Origin of the sequence: Saccharothrix xinjiangensis (genome assembly GCF_039527585.1) — a bacterium.
In the GTDB taxonomy this organism is placed as follows: domain Bacteria; phylum Actinomycetota; class Actinomycetes; order Mycobacteriales; family Pseudonocardiaceae; genus Actinosynnema; species Actinosynnema xinjiangensis.
In genome coordinates this window covers 445869-468800 of sequence record NZ_BAAAKE010000002.1, presented here as the reverse complement: position 1 = coordinate 468800, position 22932 = coordinate 445869, and the positions used below count along the sequence as shown (strand labels likewise).

At 73.0% G+C, this 22932-nt stretch carries 23 protein-coding genes and 2 pseudogenes; 23 read left to right on the top strand and 2 right to left on the bottom strand.

Annotated features, from left to right (window positions below):
- Positions 1–12: 12 nt before the first annotated feature.
- The 18 genes from ABD223_RS07505 (at position 13) to ABD223_RS07420 (ending at position 16182) form a co-directional block, all read left to right on the top strand.
- Entirely contained in the window at positions 13–2367 is a 2355-nt protein-coding gene (locus tag ABD223_RS07505; RefSeq protein WP_344035193.1) for a [protein-PII] uridylyltransferase, read from the top strand.
- Positions 2368–2642: 275 nt separating this feature from the next.
- Positions 2643–3188: an AAA family ATPase gene (locus ABD223_RS07500; RefSeq protein ID WP_344035192.1), complete on the top strand. Its 546-nt coding sequence runs from the start codon at positions 2643–2645 to the stop codon at positions 3186–3188.
- Between the two features lie 58 nt (positions 3189–3246).
- Positions 3247–4800 carry a signal recognition particle protein gene (ffh, locus tag ABD223_RS07495; RefSeq protein WP_344035191.1) on the top strand — a complete coding sequence of 518 codons (1554 nt, stop codon included), beginning with the start codon at positions 3247–3249 and terminating at the stop codon, positions 4798–4800.
- Positions 4797–5876, top strand: a complete 1080-nt coding sequence (locus ABD223_RS07490) for an amidohydrolase family protein (protein WP_344035190.1) — start codon at positions 4797–4799, stop codon at positions 5874–5876. Before ffh ends, ABD223_RS07490 begins: the two co-directional genes overlap by 4 nt.
- A 226-nt stretch (positions 5877–6102) precedes the next feature.
- Positions 6103–6813, top strand: coding sequence for a CPBP family intramembrane glutamic endopeptidase (locus ABD223_RS07485; protein WP_344035189.1), 711 nt, complete (start codon positions 6103–6105; stop codon positions 6811–6813).
- 9 nt (positions 6814–6822) lie between these two features.
- Positions 6823–7605 carry a CPBP family intramembrane glutamic endopeptidase gene (locus ABD223_RS07480; RefSeq protein WP_380645692.1) on the top strand — a complete coding sequence of 261 codons (783 nt, stop codon included), beginning with the start codon at positions 6823–6825 and terminating at the stop codon, positions 7603–7605.
- Positions 7602–8357, top strand: a complete 756-nt coding sequence (locus ABD223_RS07475) for a LamB/YcsF family protein (RefSeq protein WP_344035188.1) — start codon at positions 7602–7604, stop codon at positions 8355–8357. The genes ABD223_RS07480 and ABD223_RS07475 overlap by 4 nt, the downstream gene beginning before the upstream one ends.
- A 152-nt stretch (positions 8358–8509) precedes the next feature.
- The gene (rpsP, locus tag ABD223_RS07470; protein WP_344035187.1) at positions 8510–8977 is read left to right on the top strand and encodes a 30S ribosomal protein S16; all 468 of its coding nucleotides are present in this window, start codon (positions 8510–8512) and stop codon (positions 8975–8977) included.
- Positions 8974–9213: an RNA-binding protein gene (locus tag ABD223_RS07465; protein WP_015104447.1), complete on the top strand. Its 240-nt coding sequence runs from the start codon at positions 8974–8976 to the stop codon at positions 9211–9213. The genes rpsP and ABD223_RS07465 overlap by 4 nt, the downstream gene beginning before the upstream one ends.
- A gap of 8 nt (positions 9214–9221) precedes the next feature.
- The gene (gene rimM, locus ABD223_RS07460; protein WP_344035186.1) at positions 9222–9740 is read left to right on the top strand and encodes a ribosome maturation factor RimM; all 519 of its coding nucleotides are present in this window, start codon (positions 9222–9224) and stop codon (positions 9738–9740) included.
- Complete coding sequence (gene trmD, locus ABD223_RS07455) at positions 9730–10482, top strand: tRNA (guanosine(37)-N1)-methyltransferase TrmD (protein ID WP_344035185.1); 753 nt, start codon at positions 9730–9732, stop codon at positions 10480–10482. The genes rimM and trmD overlap by 11 nt, the downstream gene beginning before the upstream one ends.
- A 148-nt stretch (positions 10483–10630) precedes the next feature.
- Complete coding sequence (rplS, locus tag ABD223_RS07450; protein ID WP_344035184.1) at positions 10631–10990, top strand: 50S ribosomal protein L19; 360 nt, start codon at positions 10631–10633, stop codon at positions 10988–10990.
- 34 nt (positions 10991–11024) lie between these two features.
- A complete protein-coding gene (lepB, locus tag ABD223_RS07445; RefSeq protein ID WP_344035183.1) occupies positions 11025–11927 on the top strand; it encodes a signal peptidase I in 903 nt (300 codons plus the stop codon).
- 16 nt (positions 11928–11943) lie between these two features.
- Positions 11944–12846 carry a signal peptidase I gene (gene lepB / locus ABD223_RS07440; protein WP_344035182.1) on the top strand — a complete coding sequence of 301 codons (903 nt, stop codon included), beginning with the start codon at positions 11944–11946 and terminating at the stop codon, positions 12844–12846.
- Between the two features lie 9 nt (positions 12847–12855).
- Entirely contained in the window at positions 12856–13650 is a 795-nt protein-coding gene (locus ABD223_RS07435) for a ribonuclease HII (protein ID WP_380645690.1), read from the top strand.
- Positions 13650–13973, top strand: coding sequence for a DUF2469 domain-containing protein (locus ABD223_RS07430; protein ID WP_033431454.1), 324 nt, complete (start codon positions 13650–13652; stop codon positions 13971–13973). Before ABD223_RS07435 ends, ABD223_RS07430 begins: the two co-directional genes overlap by 1 nt.
- A gap of 347 nt (positions 13974–14320) precedes the next feature.
- Positions 14321–14674, top strand: a complete 354-nt coding sequence (locus ABD223_RS07425; RefSeq protein WP_344035181.1) for a YraN family protein — start codon at positions 14321–14323, stop codon at positions 14672–14674.
- Positions 14674–16182: a YifB family Mg chelatase-like AAA ATPase gene (locus ABD223_RS07420; RefSeq protein ID WP_344035179.1), complete on the top strand. Its 1509-nt coding sequence runs from the start codon at positions 14674–14676 to the stop codon at positions 16180–16182. Before ABD223_RS07425 ends, ABD223_RS07420 begins: the two co-directional genes overlap by 1 nt.
- Positions 16183–16259: 77 nt before the next feature.
- Here the strand turns inward: ABD223_RS07420 and ABD223_RS43490 are convergent.
- Positions 16260–16496 (bottom strand): annotated as a pseudogene (locus tag ABD223_RS43490) (hypothetical protein); the annotation flags it as partial.
- A gap of 116 nt (positions 16497–16612) precedes the next feature.
- On the opposite strand from ABD223_RS43490, the gene dprA reads away from it, so the two are divergent.
- From dprA to ABD223_RS07405, 3 genes are read left to right on the top strand one after another with little or no spacing between them, the layout of a single operon-like run.
- Complete coding sequence (gene dprA / locus ABD223_RS07415; RefSeq protein ID WP_344035178.1) at positions 16613–17761, top strand: DNA-processing protein DprA; 1149 nt, start codon at positions 16613–16615, stop codon at positions 17759–17761.
- Positions 17762–17794: 33 nt separating this feature from the next.
- The gene (locus ABD223_RS07410; protein WP_344035177.1) at positions 17795–18772 is read left to right on the top strand and encodes a tyrosine recombinase XerC; all 978 of its coding nucleotides are present in this window, start codon (positions 17795–17797) and stop codon (positions 18770–18772) included.
- Complete coding sequence (locus ABD223_RS07405) at positions 18747–19739, top strand: FliA/WhiG family RNA polymerase sigma factor (protein ID WP_344035176.1); 993 nt, start codon at positions 18747–18749, stop codon at positions 19737–19739. Before ABD223_RS07410 ends, ABD223_RS07405 begins: the two co-directional genes overlap by 26 nt.
- A gap of 588 nt (positions 19740–20327) precedes the next feature.
- Here ABD223_RS07405 and ABD223_RS07400 read toward each other — a convergent pair.
- Positions 20328–20777 (bottom strand): annotated as a pseudogene (locus tag ABD223_RS07400) (peptidoglycan DD-metalloendopeptidase family protein); the annotation flags it as partial.
- 368 nt (positions 20778–21145) lie between these two features.
- On the opposite strand from ABD223_RS07400, the gene rpsB reads away from it, so the two are divergent.
- Together rpsB and tsf are read left to right on the top strand one after the other, a co-directional pair.
- Positions 21146–21979 carry a 30S ribosomal protein S2 gene (gene rpsB, locus ABD223_RS07395; RefSeq protein ID WP_344035175.1) on the top strand — a complete coding sequence of 278 codons (834 nt, stop codon included), beginning with the start codon at positions 21146–21148 and terminating at the stop codon, positions 21977–21979.
- Between the two features lie 98 nt (positions 21980–22077).
- Complete coding sequence (gene tsf / locus ABD223_RS07390) at positions 22078–22893, top strand: translation elongation factor Ts (RefSeq protein WP_344035174.1); 816 nt, start codon at positions 22078–22080, stop codon at positions 22891–22893.
- Positions 22894–22932: the final 39 nt, after the last annotated feature.

The following is a 22932-nucleotide window of genomic DNA, read 5'->3' as shown; positions in this document are numbered from 1 at the left end:
GGGACGGCCGTTATGGACGACGCCGAGACGGCCGTCGTCACGGCGGACGACCTGGTGCGGGCACGCGATCGGCTGCTCGCGCCAGGTCGGCGCCGTTTGACGGGGGAGTCGTTGCGCGAGGCGCTGGTGGACCTGCACGAGTTCTGGCTCACCGCGCACGCCACGCAGGCGGGCGTGGGTGGGGCGGGCAGCGGTGTCGCACTGGCCGCCGTGGGGGGTTTGGGCAGGCGGGAGCTGGTGCCCTATTCCGATCTCGACCTCGTCCTGGTGCACAACGGGCACAAGGGCGTCGACGTGGTGGCGGAGAAGCTGTGGTACCCGCTGTGGAACTCCGGCATCGGCCTGGACCACTCGGTGCGCACGGTCGGCGAGGCGCTGCGCGTCGCGGCCTCCGACCTGCGCACCGCGCTGGGGCTGCTCGACGCCCGGCACCTCGCGGGCGACCAGGAGGTCACCCGGCGCCTGGTCGACGGCGCGCGCCAGGCGTGGCGCTCCGGCGTGCGCGGCCGGCTGGACGAGATGGCCGAGTCCGCCTCGCGGCGGTGGGCCCGCAGCGGCGAGATCGCGCACCGCGTCGAGCCCGACCTCAAGCACGGCCGCGGCGGGCTGCGCGACGTGACGCTGCTGGACGCGCTGAGCGCCGCGCAGCTCACCGACCGGCCGTCGGCGGAGGTCGAGGAGGCGCGCAAGCTGCTGCTGGACGTGCGCACGGAGCTGCGCCGGGTGGCCGGTCGGCCGCGCGACGTGCTGCGCGCGCAGGACGGCGACGAGGTGGCGTCGGCCCTGGGCCTGCCGGACCGGTTCGCGCTGGCGCGGGCGATGTCCTCGGCGGCGCGCACCATCGTGTACGCCGTGGACGTGGCCACGCGCACGGCGCGGGCGGCCGCGCCCAAGCGGGGGCTGGGCGTGTTCGCGCGGTCCCCCCTGCGGCGCGCGCCCGCCAGACGACCCCTGGACGAGGGCGTCGTGCTGCACGGCGCGGAGGTGGCGCTGGCCCGGGACGCCGTGCCCGGTCGCGACCCGGCGCTGCTGCTCAGGGTGGCCACGGCCGCCGCGCGCAGCAAGCACCCGATCGCCGCGGGCACCCTGGCCAAGCTCGCCGACTCGGCGCCCGAGCTGCGGCAGCCGTGGCCCCGGGAGGCCCGCGACGAGCTGCTGGCGCTGCTGGGCAGCGGCACGGGCCTGATCGACGTGGTGGAGGCCCTGGACCGCACCGGCCTGTGGGGCAGGCTGTTCCCGGAGTGGGGCGCGGTGCGCGACCTGCCGCCGCGCGACGCCGCGCACACCTGGACCGTGGACCGCCACCTCGTGCAGGCCACGGCGCACGCGGCCCGGCTGGTCACCCGCGTCTCGCGCCCGGACCTGCTCCTGCTGGGCGCCCTGGTGCACGACATCGGCAAGGGCAGGCAGGCCGACCACTCCGTGGTCGGCGCGGCGCTGACCACGCAGATCGCCGAACGCCTCGGCCTGTGGCCGCAGGACGTGGTGACGCTCACCGCGCTGGTGCGCCACCACCTCCTGCTGCCGCACACGGCGACCCGGCGGGACGTGGAGGACGAGGCGACCGTGCGCCGGGTGGTGGACGCGCTCGGCGGCGACCCGGTGCTGCTGGAGCTGCTGCACGCGCTGGCCGAGGCCGACGCGCTGGCCACCGGGCCGGGCGTGTGGACGGACTGGAAGGCGTCGCTGGTCAACGACCTGGTCAGCCGCTGCCGCACCGCGATGGCGGGCGACCCGCTGCCCGAGCCGGAGCCCCTGGACCAGCGGCAGCGGGACCTGGCGCGGGCCGTGGCCGGCAGCGGCAGGCCCGACGTCCTGCTCGACGCGAGCGGCGGCACGGCCGTCGTCACGGTCGTCGCGCCGGACCGGCCCGGCCTGCTCTCGCGGGCCGCGGGGGTGCTGGCGCTGAACTCGCTGGAGGTGCACGCGGCCGCGCTGCGCTCGCACGAGGGCGCGGCCGTGGACGTCTTCACCGTCTCACCGAGGTTCGGCTCGCTGCCGGAGGTGACCCTGCTGCGCGAGCAGCTGACCAGGGCCGTGGACGGCTCGCTGGCGCTGGCCGACAAGCTCGCCGCCAAGGAGCGCGACTACGGGGGTCCGCCGCAGGACCCGCCGCCGCCGAAGGTGCTGTGGTTCGACGACGAGTCGACCGGCGCGGCGGTGCTGGAGCTGCGGGCGGCCGACCGGATCGGGCTGCTGCACCGCGTCGCCGACGCGCTGGAGCGGTCCGGCGTCGACGTGGTGTGGGCGCGGGTGTCCACATTGGGCTCCACGGTCGTCGACTCGTTCGCGCTCACCGCGGCGGACGGCCTCGGGTCCGACCGCCGCGCGGCGGTCGAACGCGCGGTGGTCCTCGCCGCCCGGTGAACCAGGTAGGTCTACGCACGACCCCCACGGGTGCTCACGCTGCCGGGCGACCCGCCGGCGGGGCAGGCTTGGGGTCGTGACGACGGGGGTCGTCGTCACCCGGGTGGTCCGGGAGCGGCTCATCGAGGGGTTGTGCCGCCCCCGGACCACCCGCCGGGAACGGCTCGGGCCGCCCGGGACCGGGCGGTTCGGAGCCGAGTGGTTCGATGCCGAGTGCCGGGGCCCGGGGACCCGGAACTCGGCGGCGTCCGAAACGTCTCTTTAGTATGGAAACGATGACCGCCGTCGCCGTGAGGCCGCGTTCACTCGTCGTGCTGGCCGGCCTGCCGGGCGCGGGCAAGACGACGCTGCTCGCCGCCGCCGACACCGGGGGCGCACCAGCGGTCGTGCTGGACTCCGACCAGGTGCGGGCCCACCTCGTCGGCATCGTCCCCCGGGCCGTTCCCTACCGCTGCTACCGCCCGGTGGTGCACCTCCTGCACCGCACCCGCATCCTCTGGTACGCGATCACCGCCACCCGCAGCCTGGTGCTGGTGCACGAGCCGTCCACCCGGCCGACCACGCGCGCCGGCCTGGTGGTCGTCGGACTGCTGACCGGCCGGTCCCGGCACTTCGTGTGGCTCGACGCCAGCCCCGAGGAGGCCCTGTCGGGCCAGGTCGAGCGGGGCAGGCTGCTGAACTCCCGGTCGTTCGCCCGGCACGTGCGCCGCGCGACCCGGCTGCGGGCCCGCTTCGCCTCGGGTCACCCGCCGCGCGGGTGGCGCGCCCTGACCGTGCTCACCCGCCGTGATCGCCTGCGGCTTTCGGTGGCCGCCGCGTGAGCGGCTACCCTGGCGGGTGACCAGTGGCGGAATCCGACGTGCGAGGTCTGGCGGCACCGTGTTCAACACCCTCTCCGACCGGCTCACCTCGGTCCTGCAGAACCTGCGGGGCAAGGGGCGGCTCTCCGACGCCGACATCGACGCCACCGCGCGCGAGATCCGCGTCGCGCTGCTGGAGGCCGACGTCGCGCTCCCCGTGGTGCGCTCCTTCATCGCCAGCGTCAAGGAGCGGGCCAAGGGCTCCGAGGTCTCCCAGGCGCTGAACCCGGCGCAGCAGGTCGTCAAGATCGTCAACGAGGAGCTGGTCGGCATCCTCGGCGGGGAGACCCGCAGGCTGAACCTGGCCAAGACGCCGCCGACGGTCATCATGCTCGCCGGCCTCCAGGGCGCGGGCAAGACGACCCTGGCGGGCAAGCTCGCCAGGTGGCTCAAGGTCCAGGGCCACACGCCGCTGCTCGTGGCGTGCGACCTCCAGCGCCCCAACGCGGTGACCCAGCTCCAGGTGGTCGGCGAGCGCGCGGGCGTGCCCGTGTTCGCGCCCGAGCCCGGCAACGGCGTCGGCGACCCGGTCGGCGTCGCCCGCCGCGGCGTCGAGGAGGCCAAGCGGGCGCAGCACGACGTCGTCGTGGTCGACACCGCGGGCCGCCTGGGCGTCGACGAGGAGATGATGCGCCAGGCGATCGACATCCGCGCCGCCGTGCAGCCCGACGAGGTGCTGTTCGTGGTCGACGCGATGATCGGTCAGGACGCGGTCAACACGGCCACCGCGTTCCGCGACGGCGTCGGCTTCACCGGCGTGGTGCTCACCAAGCTCGACGGCGACGCCCGCGGCGGCGCCGCGCTCAGCGTCCGCGAGGTCACCGGCCAGCCGATCCTGTTCGCCTCCAACGGCGAGAAGCTGGAGGACTTCGACGTCTTCCACCCGGACCGGATGGCGAGCCGCATCCTCGGCATGGGTGACATGCTCACCCTCATCGAGCAGGCCGAGCAGGCGTTCGACGCCGAGCAGGCCGAGGCCGCCGCGGTCAAGCTCGGCTCCGGCCAGCTGACCCTGGAGGACTTCCTGGAGCAGATGCTGGCCCTGCGCAAGATGGGGCCCATCGCCAACCTGCTGGGGATGCTGCCGGGCGCGAACCAGATGAAGGACCAGCTCGCCAACCTCGACGAGAAGCACCTCGACCGGGTCCAGGCGATCATCCGCGGCATGACGCCGGCCGAGCGCGACGACCCCAAGATGATCAACGCCTCCCGCAGGCTGCGCATCGCCAACGGTTCGGGCGTCCGGGTCAGCGACGTCAACGACCTGGTCAACCGCTTCTTCGAGGCGCGCAAGATGATGAGCCAGATGGCGGGCCGGTTCGGCCTGCCGGGCGGCGGCGGCAAGAACAACCGCAAGGGCAAGGGCAAGAAGGGGAAGAAGGGCAAGGGGCGCGGCCCGACGCCGCCGAAGGTGCGCGGCGGCTTCCCCGGGATGCCCGGCATGATGCCGCCGGGGATGGTGCCGCCCGGCATGGTCCCGCCCGGCGGCGCGCCCGAGCTGCCGCCCGGCCTCGGCGGCCTCGACCAGCTCCCGCCCGGCTTCGACCCGTCGAAGCTGAAGTTCGGCAAGTGACCGGTCTGCACCTGCGGGGCGTCGTCCTCCCCGAGGGCGGCGCCCCGCGCGACCTCTGGGTGGTCAACGGCCGCATCCGCACCCGCCCGGTGCCCGGCGCGACCACGGTGTCCGACGGCGGGTACCTCGTGCCCGGCCTGGTGGACGCGCACTGCCACGTCGGCCTCGGGCCCCACGGCGCGGTCGACCTGCCCGCGGCCGTCGACCAGGCGCTGGCCAACCGCGACGCGGGCGCGCTGCTGCTGCGCGACTGCGGCTCGCCCCTGGACACCAGGCCGCTCCAGGAGCGCCTCGACCTGCCGCGCGTCATCCGGGCGGGCCGCCACCTGGCCCGGCCCCGGCGCTACATCCGGTACCTGGGCCACGAGCTGGAGGACCCGGCCGACCTGCCGGCCGCGGTGGCGCAGCAGGTCGCCGACGGCGACGGCTGGGTGAAGCTCGTCGGCGACTGGATCGACCGGGACACCGGCGACCTGGCGCCGCTGTGGACCGAGGACGTGCTCGTCGAGGCGATCAAGGTCGCCCACGAGGGCAAGGCCAGGGTCACCGCGCACGTGTTCGGCGAGGAGGCCCTCCCGGCGCTGCTCAACGCGGGCATCGACTGCGTCGAGCACGGCACGGGCCTGACCGACGACGCGATCGAGCTGATGGCGCGCAACGGCACGGCCCTGGTGCCCACCCTGATCAACGTCGTCGAGAACTTCCCGTCGATCGCGGCGGGCGCGGACCGGTACCCGGTCTACCAGGCCCACATGCGGGACCTGCACGCGCGCGTCGACCGGACCGTGGCCAAGGCCGTCGAGGCGGGCGTGCCGGTGTTCGCGGGCACCGACGCGGGCGGCGGCATCGCGCACGGCCGGGTCGTCGACGAGGTCGAGGCGCTGCACCGGGTCGGCCTGACGGCGGAGCAAGCCCTGGGCGCGGCCTCCTGGGCGGCCCGCGAGTGGCTGGGCTTCCCGTCGCTCACCGAGGGCGCCGCGGCCGACGTCGTGGTCTACGAGTCGGACCCGCGCGAGGACCTGGCCGCGCTGCGCCGGCCGCGACTGGTGATGCTGAGGGGCCGGATCCACGGCTGACGCTCGCGCGAGCGGCGTTCCCGGGCGGCGTCCCGGACCTGTGTCGGCCGACCGGTGTCGCCGGACCGGCGTCGGCGGGCCGGCGCCGACCGTTCGGCAAAACCGCGCTCCCGGCGGAATTCTTCCTGCTCACGCGGGCACCCCGAACGCATGCGTGCCGCCGTCAGGGTGATCTTGACCGAACTCGGGCGGCACCGCACGTCCACGGCCCAGTACTTTCGGACGGGTGGCGGAACAGGACATCCAGGACACCGGTCGCGGGCACTGGGCGTTCCTGGCGTTCTTCACCGGCCTGGGCGGCTACTACCTGGCCACGCTGGTCTTCACCGCCGCCACCGCCGACCGCTTCGCCGAGGTGGACGTCGCCGACCCGCCGGTGCTGGGCCCGCTGCTGCTCCTGGTGTTCCTGCCCAACGTCCTGCTGGGCCTCGGCCCGGCCGTGGTGTCGTGGCGCCTGGGCAGCGGCCCGAACCGCGACTTCGGCCTGTGGCCCACCGCGCGCGACCTCCGGGTGGGCCTGGCCATGGGCGGCGCGGCGCTGCTGGCCGCCTGGCTGCTCGGCACGATCCTGCTGCGCATCAACCCCGACCCGACCACCGGGGTGGAGCAGATCGAGGCCCTGTCGGGCGGTCGGACGGTCTGGCTGGCCGCCGCGGCCCTGTTCGTCTTCCTCGGCGCGCCGCTGACCGAGGAGCTGCTCACCAGGGGCGCGCTGTGGCAGGCCCTGGCCCACTACAAGATCCCGAAGGGCGTGGTCCTGGCCCTCACCGCCCTGGTCTTCGCCTTCCTCCACGAGGAGAGCTGGCGGATGCTCGGCCTCTTCGCCCAGGGGCTCGCCATCGGCGCGGCCCGGATGATCACCGGACGGGCAGCGTCCAGCGTGGTGGCCCACGCGACGAACAACCTGCTGCCCGCCGTCTACCTGTACACCGGCTGATTAGGGTGGATGGCTGTGGAACCACCGGACGAACCCCCGACGGGGCTGATCGCGAGCGTCCGCGCCGTCGGGCGGGAACCGGAGCCGGAACGCACCGGCCAGCGCTGGGGCTTCGGCGCCTTCCTGCTGGTGGAAGCGGTCTTCATCCTCAGCGCCGTGTTCATCACGGCGCTGGCCCGCACCTCGGGCATGGACATCGGCTCCTCGGTGGCGTTCATCCTGGTGGGCTCGATGGTGCCCACCGTCCTCGCGGCGACCGTGGCGGTCGTCATCACCTGCGTGCGCGGCAACGGTCCGTGGCAGGACCTGCGCCTGGGCTGGAACCGGGCCGACGTCAAGATCGGCCTCAAGCTGGGCGCGCTCGGCCTGGTGCTGACCTACGTCGCCGCGGTGATCTGGTCGCACGTGGTGGGCGACCAGAACGCGACGTCGGCGATCGGCGAGCTGGTCGACGGCGCGGGACTGCCGGTGGGCGCCGCCGTCGCGATGTTCTTCTACGTCTGCTTCCTGGGCCCGGTCTGCGAGGAGGTCATCTACCGCGGCCTGCTCTGGGGCGCGATCGAGCGGCAGCGCTGGAGCCGCTGGGCGGCGTTCACGCTCACCACCCTGATCTTCGCGGCCAGCCACCTGGAGCCCCTGCGCACCTCGCTGCTGATCGTGATCGCCCTGCCGATCGGCATCGCCCGGCTGATCACCCGCAGGCTGACCGCCAGCGTGGTCGCGCACGTGATCAACAACTTCCTGCCCGGCCTGACCCTCCTGCTCGTCTCCATCGGGGTGATGCCCGCGTGATCGACCTCAACAGCGACCTCGGCGAGGGGTTCGGCATCTGGCGCCTGGGCGACGACGACGCCCTGCTCGACGTCGTCACCAGCGCGAACGTGGCCTGCGGCTTCCACGCGGGCGACCCGTCCACCATGCGGCGGGTGTGCCGGCTGGCCGCCGAGCGCGGCGTGGCCGTCGGCGCCCAGGTGTCCTACCGCGACCTGGCGGGCTTCGGCCGCCGCTTCATCGACGCCGACCCGGCCGAGCTGGCCGACGAGGTGCTGTACCAGGTGGGCGCGCTCGACGCGTGCGCCCGCGCGGCGGGCACCAGGGTGTCCTACGTGAAGCCGCACGGCGCGCTCTACAACGCCACCGTGCACCACGACGAGCAGGCGCGGGCCGTGGTGGAGGGCGTCCGGGCGTTCGGCGACCTGCCGGTGCTCGGGCTGCCCGGCTCCCGGCTGCTGCGCCACGCCGAGCTGGCCGGCCTGCGCGCCGTGCGCGAGGCGTTCGCCGACCGCGCCTACACCCCGGAGGGCGCGCTGGTGCCCCGCCGGCTGCCCGGCGCCGTCCTGACCGGCGTCGACGCCGTGCTGGCGCAGGTGCTGAGGCTGGCCGAGCACGGCGAGCTGGTGGCCGTGGACGGCACCGTCGTGCGGGCCCGGGTCGAGTCCGTCTGCGTCCACGGGGACACCTCGGGGGCGGTCGAGCACGCCCGGCGGATCCGCGCCGAACTGGAGTCGCGCGGCACTCCGGTGGCCCGGTTCGCCGCGGACTAGGGTCGTCTGGCACAATTGTCGGTTGTTCGCCGAGGTCGGTCCCTCTCACCGTGCCGTGGCGCCCCAGACACCTGGGCTTTCACCACCCGTGCCCCACTCGGGTGAGGACTGCCCAACCTGAGCACATCAGAGCACGAGGAGCACCCACACCCGTGGCCGTCAAGATCAAGCTTCAGCGGCTTGGCAAGATCCGTCAGCCGTACTACCGGATCGTCGTCGCCGACGCGCGCACCCGCCGCAGCGGCAAGGCCATCGAGACGATCGGCAAGTACCACCCGAAGGAAGAGCCCTCGCTGATCCAGGTCGACGCCGACCGGGCCCAGTACTGGCTGGGTGTCGGCGCGCAGCCGACCGAGTCCGTGCAGCGCCTGCTGGAGATCACCGGCGACTGGCAGAAGTTCAAGGGCCTGCCGGGCGCCGAGGGCACGCTGAAGCTCAAGGAGCCGAAGCCGAGCAAGGCGGACCTGTTCGCCGCCGCGCTGGCCGCCGCCGGCGACGCGCCGACGACCGAGGCCACCACGCCGAAGAAGAAGTCCGCGAAGAAGGACGACGCGAAGAAGGACGACGCCAAGAAGGCGGACGCCGAGCCCGCCGCCGAAGCCGCCAAGGACGAGGCGTGAGCTTGTTGGCTGACGCCCTCGAACACCTCGTTCGGGGCATCGTCGACCACCCGGACGACGTCCGGGTGAACCTGGTCACGACCCGGCGCGGTCGCACGCTGGAGGTGCACGTCCACCCGGACGACCTCGGCAAGGTGATCGGCCGGTCCGGCCGCACCGCGACCGCGCTGCGCACCGTGATGGCGGGCATCGGCGGCCGTGGCGTGCGCGTCGACGTGGTCGACACCGATCGCTGAGCGCGCACATGGACGTCGTCGTCGGCCGAGTGGCCAAGGCGCACGGAATCGGCGGCGAACTGGCCGTCGACCTGCGCACCGACCTGCCCGAGACCCGGTTCGCGCCGGGCTCGGTGCTGGCCGCCAAACTGCGTGACGGGACGTCCCGCAACCTCACCGTCGCAGCCGCCCGGAACCACTCCGGGCGGCTGCTGGTGCGTTTCGAGGAGGTCCTGACCCGCGACGTCGCCGAGACGCTGCGCGGCACCCTGCTGTTCGGCAGCACGGACGACCTGCCGCCCACCGGCGACCCGGACGAGTTCTACGACCACGAGCTGGAGGGCCTGGTCGCCGAGCTGGTCGACGGCACCAGGATCGGCACGATCCGCGAGGTCCTGCACGGACCGGGCGGCGAGCTGCTGGTGATCACGCGCGAGACGGGCGACGAGGCCATGGTCCCGTTCGTCCGGGACATCGTGCCCTCCGTCGACCTCCCGGGCGGACGGGTGGTGCTGGACCCGCCCGAGGGCCTGCTCGATGCGCGTTGACGTCGTCACGATCTTCCCCGAGTACCTGGACCCCCTGCGGGCCGCGCTGCTCGGCAAGGCGATCGACCGGGGCCTGATCTCGGTCGGCGTGCACGACCTGCGCGACTGGACGCACGACGTGCACAAGGCCGTGGACGACAGCCCTTACGGCGGTGGTCCCGGCATGGTGATGAAGCCCCAGGTGTGGGGCGCCGCGCTGGACGCCGTGTGCACCGAGGCGACCCGCCTGGTCGTGCCCACGCCCGCCGGGCGGCCGTTCACCCAGGCGATGGCCCGCGAGCTGGCCGGCGAGGAGCACCTGGTGTTCGCCTGCGGCCGGTACGAGGGCATCGACCAGCGCGTGGTGGACGACGCGTCCCGCCGGGTCCGCGTGGACGAGGTCTCCATCGGCGACTACGTGCTGGTGGGCGGCGAGGTGGCCGTGCTGGTCGTGGTCGAGGCCGTGGCCCGGCTGCTGCCCGGCGTGCTGGGCAACCCGCGCTCCGCCGCCGAGGACTCGTTCTCCGACGGCCTGCTGGAGGGCCCCAGCTACACCCGCCCGGAGGTCTGGCGCGAGCTGGCCGTGCCGGAGGTGCTGCGCTCGGGCAACCACCGGCTGATCGACCGCTGGCGGCGCGACCAGGCGCTGCGCCGCACCTGGGACCGCCGGCCGGAACTGGTCGAGGCGCTGCCCGAGGACGCCCTCGACAAGCACGACCGCGAGCTGCTCGACGAGCTCAGGTCAGGGCCGATTTCGCCCTGACCGGGCGCGTCTGGCACACTGGACAGGTTGCTGCACCCGGTTCAACCCATCCGGCGTGCGCCAAGCCCGCCCCCGCGCGTGTGAAACGTTGGCTGGACCGCGCCCTGGGGGAGTACGCAATACACGTGAGGACGAGGACGGACCACCGATGAACACCCTGGACGCTCTTGACGCCCAGTCGCTGCGCTCCGACATCCCGGACTTCCGGCCGGGCGACACGCTGAAGGTCCACGTCCGCGTCATCGAGGGCTCCCGCGAGCGGGTCCAGGTGTTCCAGGGCGTCGTGATCCGCCGCCAGGGCGGCGGCATCCGCGAGACCTTCACCGTCCGCAAGGTCTCCTTCGGCGTCGGTGTCGAGCGCACCTTCCCGATGCACTCCCCGAACATCGCCCAGGTCGAGGTCGCCACCCGCGGCGACGTCCGCCGGGCGAAGCTGTACTACCTGCGCGACCTGCGCGGCAAGGCGGCCAAGATCCGCGAGAAGCGCGAGGCCAAGCCGGCCTCCTGACGGCCGGTTCACGCGGAACCAGTAGCCTGCCCACGTGGCAGATCCCGTGCACCGCTCCGCTGACGAAGACGGTCAGGATCCCGCAGCCGAGTCCACACCGGACGCGGCTGCGGGAGGCAAGTCCGCCAAGGACAAGAAGAAGCCCCCGCTGTGGCGCGAGCTGCTCGTGCTCGGCGCCACGGCCCTGGTGCTCACCGTCCTGATCCAGACCTTCCTCGCGCGGGTGTACGTGATCCCGTCGCAGTCGATGGAGGAGACCCTCCACGGCTGCCCCGGCTGCAACAACGACCGGGTGCTGGTGGACAAGCTGGTCTACGACTTCACCGACATCGAGCCGGGCGAGGTCGTGGTGTTCCGCGGCCCCGACGCGTGGGGCCAGAACGACTTCACCACCGAGGAGTCGGGCAACCCGGTGGTCAGGGCCCTGCACTCGGTGGCGTCCCTGATCGGCCTCGCGCCGCCGAACGAGCGGGACTTCGTCAAGCGGGTCATCGCCACGGGCGGCCAGACGGTCGAGTGCTGCGACGACCAGCACCGGGTCAAGGTCGACGGCAAGCCGCTGGACGAGCCGTACGTCTACTGGCAGCCCGGCACGTCGCCGGAGAACCACGAGCCGTTCCCGCCGGTGGAGGTGCCCGAGGGCCACCTCTGGGTGATGGGCGACAACCGCACCAACTCCACCGACTCCCGCAAGCAGGGCGGCGGCGGCCTGGCGGGCGTCGTGCCCGAGGAGAACGTGATCGGCAAGGCCCGGGTGATCGTGCTGCCGCCGTCGCGCTGGCAGGGCATCGGCGACCACGACCCGCAGGCCGTGGCGCTGGGCGCGCCCGCGTGGCAGGGCGCGATCCCGGCGGGCGCGGGCCTGGCCGCGGCGTGGCCGGTCCTGTTCTTCACCCGTAAGGTGCGCAGGCGGTTGACCAGGGCCACACAGCCCTGATCGGTACGCTGGGCGGGTGGTAGACGTCGCACCGTCCCGGGGCCCTTCCGACGGGGAGGACCCGGAGCACGAGGAGAAGGTCGAGCGCTGGCGCGCGAGCACGCGCCGGAAGGCCGCCAGGAAGGGCTCCTTCTGGAAGGAGCTGCCCATCCTCATCGGTGTGGCGGTCCTGCTGGCGGTGCTGATCCAGACCTTCCTGGCGAAGGTCTACATGATCCCGTCGGAGTCGATGGAGCAGACCCTGCACGGGTGCACCGGCGACTGCTTCGGCGACCGCGTGCTGGTCGACAAGCTCACCTACGACTTCACCGACGTCGAGCCGGGCGACGTGGTGGTCTTCCACGGCCCGGACAGCTGGATCAACCGCGACTTCGCGTCGCCCGAGCCGGCCAACCCGGTCGCCAGGGCGGTCCAGTTCGCCGGTTCGCTGCTGGGGTTCCCCACGGCGAACGAGGAGGACTTCGTCAAGCGGGTCGTCGCGGTCGGCGGGCAGACCGTGAAGTGCTGCGACGACCGGAACCGCGTGCAGGTCGACGGCAAGCCGCTGGACGAGCCGTACGTGTACCGGGCTCCCGGGCGCAGCACCGCGCAGGAGTCGTTCGCCGAGGTCGAGGTGCCCGACGGGTACCTGTTCGTGATGGGCGACAACCGCAACGACTCGTGCGACTCGCGGTGCCAGGGCGGTGGCGGCGAGGCCGGGTTGGTGCCGGTGGAGAACGTGGTCGGCAAGGCGCGGGTGGTCGTGCTGCCGCCGTCGCGCTGGCAGGGCGTCGGCGACCACGACCCGCAGGCCCCGGTCCTCGGCGCGCCCGCGTGGCAGGACGCCCTGCCCGCCGGCGCGGGCCTGGCCGCCGCGTGGCCCGTGCTGCTGGTGGGCAGGCGGGTGAGGGCGCGGCTGAGGCGCTCCGGGCTGGGATAGGGTCGGGGGGTGATCCGCAAGCCGCCCCGCGCGCAGGTTCGGCAGGCCGCGGGCATGTGGGCCTTCCAGGCCGCGCTGGACCGGCGCGGCCTCGGTCCCGTGGCGGGCGTGGACGAGGCTGGTCGCGGCGCCTGCGCGGGCCCCTTGGTCGTGGCGTCGTGCGTGCTCAAGACCGGTGACGCGGCGAGGTTCGAGGGGCTCACCGACTCCAAGCTGCTCACCGCGGCCGCCCGCGAGCGGATGTACGACCTGCTGCTGGAGCGCGCGCAGGACTGCGCCGTGGTCGTGGTGCCGGCCGCCGAGGTCGACCTGATCGGCGTGCACGTGGCGAACATCGAGGGGATGCGCCGGGCTGTCGCCCGATTGGGTGCACATCCCGGGTACGTGCTGACCGACGGCTTCCCCGTGCCGGGGTTGACCGCGCCGAACGTGCCGGTGGTCAAGGGCGACCGGGTGGCCGCGTGCGTGGCCGCCGCGTCCGTGCTGGCCAAGGTGACGCGCGACCGGATCATGACCGGGTTGCACGAGGAGCTGCCCGCCTACGGGTTCGACGTGCACAAGGGCTACAGCACCGCCGATCACACGGCCGCGCTGCGGGAGCACGGCCCGAGTGCGCAACACCGCTGGTCGTATGCGAATGTGGCGGCTGCGGCCCGGGAGCACGGGCTGGAGCCGCCGCACCCGGTGGCGCGGGGCGCCTCGACCGCCGGCGTGGTCCAGAATGGAGCACCCCCGCACACCGGCGGTGGCAGGCTCGCGACGAGGAGGGGCGCGGATCAGATGAACACCCGCGCGGAGGCGTAATGAGTGCAGAGGATCTCGAGAAGTACGAGACCGAGATGGAGCTGTCGCTGTACAAGGAGTACCGCGACATCGTCAGCCAGTTCTCGTTCGTCGTGGAGACCGAGCGGCGGTTCTACCTGGCCAACTCGGTGGACGTGCAGGTCCGCAACGCGGACGGCGAGGTCTACTTCGAGGTGCGGATGTCCGACGCCTGGGTGTGGGACATGTACCGCCCCGCCCGGTTCGTCAAGAACGTCCGGGTGATCACCTTCAAGGACGTCAACGTCGAGGAGCTGGACAAGCCCGAACTCCGGTTGCCGGAGGACGGGCCGTTCAACTCCTGACACCCACCACGTCGCAGGGGTCCACCGTTTCGGTGGGCCCCTGCGGGCGTTGAGCCCGTCGGCGGGCGGTGGGGCTTTCGGGCTGTCGGCCCCTTCGGGATGCCGGTGCCCTTCGCGGTTGTTGAGCCTCTTCGCGAGGTCGGGTCTCCATGACGTCGAGCCCTTCGCGCCGGCGGGTCCCGTCGGGGCGTCGAGCCCTCGCGACGTTGGCCGTAGCACACAACCCCGACAATTCCGGTTTATCCACCACCACCGCCGCGAGTTGTCCACAGTTCCCGAATTCCCCGTGGCCCGCACCCACCCGCCCCGGCAAGGTCGATCCCGAGACCGACGACCGGGGAGGGACCATGAGCACCGCGACGGAGCTGGGCAAACGAGGTGAGGCCGCGGCCTGCCGCTACCTGGAGGAGCAGGGCCTGTCCGTCCTGGCGCGCAACTGGCGCTGCCCGGAGGGCGAGCTGGACATCGTCGCCACGGACGGCGACCGCCTCGTCGTGGTGGAGGTCAAGTGCCGCTCCGGCACCTCCCGCGGCGCGCCCCTGGAGGCGGTGGACGAGGCCAAGCTCGCCCGCGTGCGCCGGGCGGCCCTGAGCTGGCTGGCCGCGAACCGGATCGGCCGCGTGGAGGTCCGCTACGACGTCGTGGCCATCGAGTGGCCGCGCACCGGGCGGATCCACCTGCGCCACGTGCGGGGTGTGTGATGGCACTCGCGCGAGCGTGGTCGGTCGCCCTCTTCGGCGTGGACGGCGTCCCCGTCGAGATCGAGGCCGACGTGGGCGTGGGCGTGGTGAACACCCAGCTCCTGGGCCTCCCGGACGCCGCCCTGCACGAGTCGAAGGACCGCGTCAAGGCGGCCGTGCGCAACAGCGGCCACCACTGGCCGAGCCAGCGCGTCACCCTGGGCCTGTCCCCGGCCACCCTGCCGAAGAACGGCTCGGGCTACGACCTGGCCATCGCCTGCGTGGTGCTGGCGGCGGCGAGGGCCATCCCGGGCGAGGCCCTGACCGGCACGGTCCTGCTCGGCGAACTGGCCCTGGACGGCCGCGTCCGCCCGATCAGGGGCGTGCTCCCGTCGCTGCTGGCCGCCCGCCGGGCGAACCTGACGAGGGCCGTGGTGCCCGCGCCGTGCCTCCCGGAGGCCGCCCTGGTGGACGGCGTGACCGTCCACGGCGCGACCACCCTGGCCGAGGTGCTGGCGTGGCTCACGAACCAGGGCACCCTGCCCGAGGCGGGCGAGCCGGAGGCGACCGCACCGCCACCGGGCCCCGACCTGGCCGACGTCATCGGCCAACCGGAGGCGAGGTGGGCCCTGGAGGTGGCGGCCGCGGGTGGCCACCACGTCCTGCTCACCGGCCCGCCGGGCACCGGCAAGACCATGCTGGCCCAGCGACTGGCCGGCCTGCTCCCGCCGCTGTCGCCGGAGGAGGCCCTGGGCGTGACCGCGGTCCACTCGATCGCCGGCCTCCTGACCCCGGAGACCCCGATGGTCTCCACCCCGCCGTTCGTGGCCCTGCACCACTCGACGTCACCGGCGGCCCTGGTCGGCGGAGGGGCGGGCCTGGCCAAACCGGGCGCGGTGAGCCGAGCCCACCGAGGCGTGCTGTTCCTGGACGAGGCGTGCGAGTTCGGCGCGGCGAAGCTGGAGGCCCTGCGCACGGTCCTGGAGGAGGGCGAGGTGCGCCTGGCCAGGCGTGACGGCATAGCCCGCTACCCGGCGCGCTTCCAACTGGTGATGGCCACGAACCCCTGCCCGTGCGCCCCGCCGAAGGAGATCGACTGCGTCTGCCCGCCGGCCGCCAGGCGCCGCTACCGGGCCAGGCTCTCCGGCCCCCTCCTGGACCGGGTGGACCTGAGGGTGCCCATGCGCCCGCTGACCGCCATGAACGTCATCGACATCCCACCGGAACCCACCGCGACCGTCCGCGCCCGGGTCCACAAGGCGCGGACGAGAGCGACCGAACGCTGGTCGGCCCAAGGCTGGCTGACCAACGCCGAGGTCCCGGGCCCATCCCTGCGCCGCGAGTTCGCCCTGCCGAGCCACACCACCGCAATCCTCGACCGGGCCCTGTCGAGGGGCTCCCTGACCGGCCGAGGCGCCGACCGCTGCCTGCGCGTGGCCTGGACCCTGGCCGACCTGGCGGAGGAAACCCACCCCACCGCGGACCACGTGGCAGCCGCCCTGGAGTTCCGCGAGCGGAGGAAGTCATGACCGCCCACCACCCCCACCCTTCCACCCGCTCCACACCCAACCCGCGACCCGCGCCCAACCCGCCGGCGCCCAATCCGCGACCCGCGCCCAATCCGCGACCCGCGCCCAATCCGCGACCCGCGCCCAATCCGCGACCCGCGCCCAATCCGCGACCCGCGCCCAATCCGCCCGCACCCGAGCCGCGGCCCATGCCAAACCCGCCCACGCCGGTCCTTGCCGCTCCCACCGCTGCCCTCACCACCGCTGCCCTCACCACCCCTGCCCTCGTCGCGCCTGTCCCTCCCTCGCCCGCCCCACCCTCGTCCTCGCCGCACCACCTCGCTGCCGCGCCCTTCCCCCCGCCTCCTTCCACCTCCTCCGGTCTTCTCCTCCGCTGGTCTTCCATCGGCGGGCGGTCCTCTGTCGGTAGGCGGTCCTCCGGAGGTTGGCGATGAGCGGCGATGAGCTTCGGCTGGCCCGTGCCTACCTCTCCCGGGTGGCCGAACCGCCCGCTCCCGCCCTCGCGGCCTTCGTCACCGAGGTCGGTCCCATCGAGGCTGCGGCGAGGGTTCGGGCCGGTGATGTGCCCCCCGCCGTCGACGGTCAGACCTCCGCCCGCCGCGCCGAGCAGTGGGCCGAGCGCGACCTCGAACTCGTCGACCAGCTCGGGGGTCGGTTGCTGATCCCCGAGGACGAGGAGTGGCCGAGGTGGCCGTTCAACGCCTTGGCCATCGCCGCTGCCAACGGGTTGCGCTGTGGTCTCGAACCCCTCGCCCTCTGGGTTCGCGGCAGTTGCGACCTCGCCGCGCTGACCCGGCGGGCCGTCGCGGTGGTGGGTAGTCGGGCCGCGTCCGACTACGGGCAGCACGTCGCCGGCGAGTTCGGGTTCGGGCTCGCCGGAGCGGGGGTCACCGTGGTCTCGGGTGCCGCTTACGGCATCGACGGGGCCGCGCACCGGGGTGCCCTCGGCGCGGGCGGCCCGACCATCGCGGTGCTGGCCTGCGGGGTGGACATGGCCTACCCGGCCGGTCACCAGGTGCTGATCGACCGCATCGCCGACCGGGGGTTGGTGGTGACCGAGTACCCGCCCACCCGCAGCCCGGCCCGTCACCGGTTCTTGACCCGGAACCGGCTCATCGCGGCGCTGGCGGAGGGGACCGTGGTCGTCGAGGCCGGGCGGCGCAGCGGTGCCAAGAACACGGCGGCGTCCACCTCGGCGCTCGGGCGGGTGCTCATGGCGGTGCCCGGTCCGGTCACGTCCGTCAGCTCGCTGGGCTGCCACGAACTGCTGCGGTCCGGCGAGGCCCTGCCGGTGACCAGCGTCGCGGAGGTCCTCGAATCGACCGGGCGGCTCGGCGTCGACCTGGTCGAGTCCACTCGGAACACCGACACCGGTCCGCCACAGGGCGACGCGATGCGGGTCTTCGAAGCCTTGGGGCTTTCGTTCGGGTTCAGCCCCGAGACCATCTCGGTCGAGTCCGGCGTCGAGCTGAAGCGAGTCCGGGCTCTGCTCCCGCAATTGGAACTGGCCGGTCTCGCAGAACGCGCGGAGACAGGTTGGAAGCGCTCCCAGGAGATGAGTTGGCGTGGCGATACTTGACCAAGTGCGTCCGAGGGCGCAGCGTCTGGGGCTATGTCCCCGCCGCCGCCAGCTCGGGCACCCAGAGTCGATCTCGTGCGCCTGCGTCGCGGGCTGCCCACCGACGTCGGGACGGCGCTGGACCGCTACGAACGCCACCTGTCGTCGGAGCGCTCGTTATCCCCTCACACGGTTCGCGCTTACCTGGGTGACGTGGTGGCTCTGCTGGTCCACCTGGCCGGTGGCGCTCCGGAGCACGTCACCGTCGAAGCCGTTGACCTGGCCGGCCTCCGGTCCTGGCTGGGAGCGCAGCACTCGGCCGGCACGAGCCGCACGACGTTGGCGCGGCGCGCGGCGGCCGCTCGCGCGTTCACCGCGTGGGCCTCCCGCACCGGTCTGCTCGCCGACGACCCGGGCTCGCGGCTGGTCGCGCCCCGCCCTCACCGGACGCTGCCCCAGGTGCTGCGGCCGGAGCAGGCACGCGCCGCCATGACAGCCGCAGAAGTAGGCGCGGAACAGGGCGATCCGGTTGCGCTGCGTGACGGAGCCGTGGTGGAGTTGCTGTACGCAACAGGTATCCGGGTCGCCGAGTTGTGCGGTCTCGACCTCGACGACGTGGACTACTCCCAAAGGGTGATTCGGGTTCTGGGCAAGGGTAGTCGCGAACGCGTGGTGCCGTTCGGCGTTCCGGCCGAACGGGCAGTACGTCGCTGGGTGGAACACGGTCGATTGTCGCTGGTCAACGACCGTTCACAGCGGGCGCTGCTGCTCGGTGCGCGCGGCGGGCGGCTCGACCCGCGCACGGCCAGGAAGATCGTCCACGACGTGGTCGGCGCGATCCCCGAAGCGGTTGACACCGGACCCCACGGCCTGCGCCACTCGGCAGCCACGCACCTGTTGGAAGGGGGAGCCGACCTGCGCACCGTCCAAGAGCTCCTTGGTCACGCTACGCTCGCAACGACTCAGCTCTACACACACGTCACCGTCGAACGGCTGAAGGCGATCCATGACCGAACCCACCCCCGTTCCTGACGTCGCAGGGGGAGGTTCGCGGACCGCAACCGTGACCTCTCCTCCCGCCGCGCGCGTCGGGACCTCGTCGGAGGCGAGCACCCCCGCCGGGGTGAACGGTCACCACGTCGACGACGAGCCGCCGCGCAACGGGCACGCCGTTGGCGCAGGTGGTAGACCGGCGCACCCGGCTGCTGAGTCGCGCACGGCCGATGACGTGGAAGCCGGGATCATCGCGCTCTGGCACACCTACGGCGAGTCCCGGAAGCAGGCCCTGCGCGACCGACTGGTGCTCCACTACGCCCCGTTGGTCAAGTACGTCGCGGGCCGCGTGGGCACCGGCCTGCCCGCGCACGTGGACGTGGCCGACCTGATCCAGTCGGGCATCTTCGGTCTGGTCGACGCGATCGAGAAGTTCGAACCTGAACGTGGGCTGAAGTTCGAGACCTACGCCATGCAGCGAATCAGGGGCGCCATCCTCGACGACCTCCGGTCCCAGGACTGGGTGCCGCGCTCGGTCCGCAGCCGGGCACGCGACGTGGAACGCGCCCTCGAACGCCTCGGCGCCCGCCTCCAGCGCACCCCGACCGACCGCGAACTCGCCGCCGAGCTGAAGATCGGCCTCGCCGAGCTGCGCGAGCTGTACGCCCAGCTCCAGCTGACCAGCGTGGTGGCGCTCGACGAGCTGATCGCGGCAGGTCGCAGCGCCGGCGGCGCGGGCTCGTCACTGGCCGAGTCCCTGCCCGACGAGGGCGCGGAGGACCCGATCGCCACGCTCGTCGACCAGGACAGCCGCCGCCAACTGGCCGACGCCATCGCCCAACTCGCCGAACGCGACCGAGTCGTGGTCACCCTCTACTACTTCGAGAACCTGACCCTCGCCGAGATCGGCAAGGTGCTCGGGGTGACCGAATCCCGCGTCTGCCAACTGCACACCCGGGCGGTCCTGCGTCTTCGCACCAAGCTGAACGAGCAGTTGGAGAGCTGACCGCGCCGCCGGCAGGGCCGGCCCTGGGCGGGGTTTCGACAAGACCGGCTGGGCTTTGGGTGAGGTTTCGGTAGGGCCGGCTGGATCTTGGGCGGTTCCCAGTGGAGCCGGTGGGGCACTGGTTGGAGCCGGTGGGGCGCTGGGCGGGAATCTTGGTTGGCCACTGGGGGAGTTCCAGGTTGGCCACTGGTCCAGTCTTGGCCGGGTTGTTGAGCCGGCCGGGTCGTTGAGGCGGCAGGGCTGCTGAGCCGGCCTGCTCAACCGGCCGGATTGGTGACCGGGCCGTTGCGCTGACCGGCTGGGTGCCGGCTGGATGCCGGCTGGGTGACCGGTTGCGGTGGCTGGCCCGGTGACCGGCCGTGCTGACCGGCCGTGCTGACCGGCCGTGCTGACCGGCCGTGCTGACCGGCTGCGGTGGCCCGCTGGGTGGCCGGCACCGTCTGCCGGGCCCGTCGGCAGCAGGCGGGGGCGGGGTGGGGTGAGCAGGCGCAAGGGGTCCAGGTGTTCTCGGGGGCGGGGTGGGTCCGCCCTGAGCACGCCCCAGTGCAGGCAGGCCTCCGCCGGGCAGTTCGGGTGGCCCGCGCGCAGCGTTCCGATCCGTTCGCCCCGACGCACCAGCTGACCTCGGACGACCGAGGGCTCCACCGGCTCGTAGGTGGTGCGCAGGCCGCCCGCGTGCGCCAGCGACACCAGTGGTCGGTCGGCCACCCGACCCGCGTGCGCCACCACTCCGTCGCCGGCGGCCAGGACCTCCGCGCCCGGTGCCGCGCGGAGGTCCACGCCTCGGTGACCTGCGGCGTAGGGGGTGGGTGGCGCTTCGAAGGCGCGCACCACCTCGTGCGGTGGCGCCAGTGGCCAGCTGAAGCGGGTCGGGCGGGGGTGGGGGTCCGCTCGGGCCGGTGTTGGCGCCAGGAGCGCGGGCGCCAGGAGCGCGGGCGCCAGGAGCGCGGGCGCCAGGAGCGTCGCAGCCAGGAGCACTGCCGTCAGGAGCGCTGTCGCCCAGGGCGCGAGCAGCGGTGTCCGGGGTGGTGGGGTCATGGGTCCACGGTGCTCGGGCGGGGGTGGGGGTGCGAGTGGCTTCCGGGGATCTGTGGACAACTGCCGGGGGTGTGGACAACTGGTTGTGGACAACTGTCGGGGCCGGTTCGTGGTTCCCGCCCACGTCGGCGTACACTCGTCCCGCGCCCCGTGTAAGTGCAGGGCGACTTCGCGTGCCAATGCAGATCCGACCCGCTTCCCGTGGTCGAGTCACGGCGTCCGGCGGTCCCGAGGGTCGTCAAGACCTTCTGGTTCGGGCGACGGCAGTGGCACCAGGGCGGCGGTCCACCCCGGCCCGCCGCGATGAACCGGAACGCGTGCCGGCCCAGGTCGCCGGCGCGCCCGAACGAAGAGGTGCGAACCCGGCCATGGCCGTCGTCACCATGAAGCAGCTGCTCGACAGCGGCGTGCACTTCGGGCACCAGACCCGCCGCTGGAACCCGAAGATGAAGCGCTACATCTTCACCGAGCGCAACGGCATCTACATCATCGACCTCCAGCAGACGCTGAGCTACATCGACCGCGCCTACGAGTTCGTCAGGGAAACGGTCGCGCACGGTGGGTCGATCCTGTTCATCGGCACCAAGAAGCAGGCGCAGGAGGCCATCGCCAACGAGGCCCTCCGCGTCGGCATGCCCTACGTGAACCAGCGCTGGCTGGGCGGCATGCTCACCAACTTCTCCACGGTGCACAAGCGCCTCCAGCGGCTCAAGGAGCTGGAGTCGATGGAGCAGACCGGCGGTTTCCAGGGTTTCACCAAGAAGGAAATCCTGATGATGAACCGCGAGAAGGACAAGCTGGAGCGCACGCTCGGCGGTATCCGCGACATGTCCAAGGTGCCCAGCGCCGTGTGGATCGTGGACACCAAGAAGGAGCACATCGCGGTCGGTGAGGCGCGCAAGCTGAACATCCCGATCGTGGCGATCCTCGACACCAACTGCGACCCGGACGAGGTCGACTACCCGATCCCGGGCAACGACGACGCGATCCGCTCCGCCGCGCTGCTGACCAAGGTCGTGGCCGAGGCCGCCGCCGCCGGTCTGATGTCGCGTTCCGGCGCTCGCACGCAGGTGGCCGACGGCGCCGACAAGCCCGAGCCGGGCGCCGACGAGCCGCTGGCCGAGTGGGAGCAGGAGCTGCTGGTCGGCGCCGAGGCGACGACCGAGAAGCCCGCCGAGGGCACCGAGGCCGTCCAGTCCTGACCCGGCCGCACGCCGCGCTCCTCCCACGCCAGCGGAGGGGCGCGGCGTGCGCACAGAACGACCCGCGCGTAAACCGCAGAAGGAACGGATTCAGCACGATGGCGAACTACACCGCCGCTGACGTGAAGCGCCTCCGCGAGCTCACCGCCGCCGGCATGATGGACTGCAAGAAGGCGCTGGAGGAGACCGACGGCGACTTCGACAAGGCGGTCGAGATCCTCCGCATCAAGGGCGCGAAGGACGTCGGCAAGCGCGCTGAGCGCACGACCTCCAACGGCCTGGTGCAGGCCGAGGACGGCGTGATGATCGAGCTGCGCTGCGAGACCGACTTCGTCGCCAAGAACGCGGACTTCCAGGCGCTGGCCTCCCGCATCATCCAGGTCGCCAAGGCCTCCCGCCCGGCCGACGTCGAGGTGCTCAAGGCCACCGACCTCGACGGCCAGTCCGTCGACGCGGTCGTCCAGGAGTTCTCGGCCAAGATCGGCGAGAAGCTGGAGCTGGCCAAGGTCGCCGTCTTCGACGGCAAGGTGACCACCTACCTGCACCGCCGCGCCGCCGACCTGCCGCCCGCCGTGGGCGTCGTGGTCGAGTACACCGGCGACAACGACGAGGCCGCCCGCGGCGCCGCGATGCAGATCGCCGCCATGCGCCCCCGCTACCTCACCCGTGACGAGGTCCCGGCCGACGTGGTCGCCAACGAGCGCCACATCGCCGAGGAGACCGCGCGCGAGGAGGGCAAGCCGGCGGCGGCGCTGCCCAAGATCGTCGAGGGTCGCGTGAACGGCTTCTTCAAGGACGTCGTGCTCCTGGAGCAGTCGTCGGTGACGGAGTCGAAGAAGACGGTCAAGGCCGTGCTGGACGAGGCCGGGGTCACCGTGACCCGCTTCGCCCGGTTCGAGGTCGGCCAGGCCTGATCCACGTGGGGGCGGGGTTGCGCGCGAGGTCGCGACCCC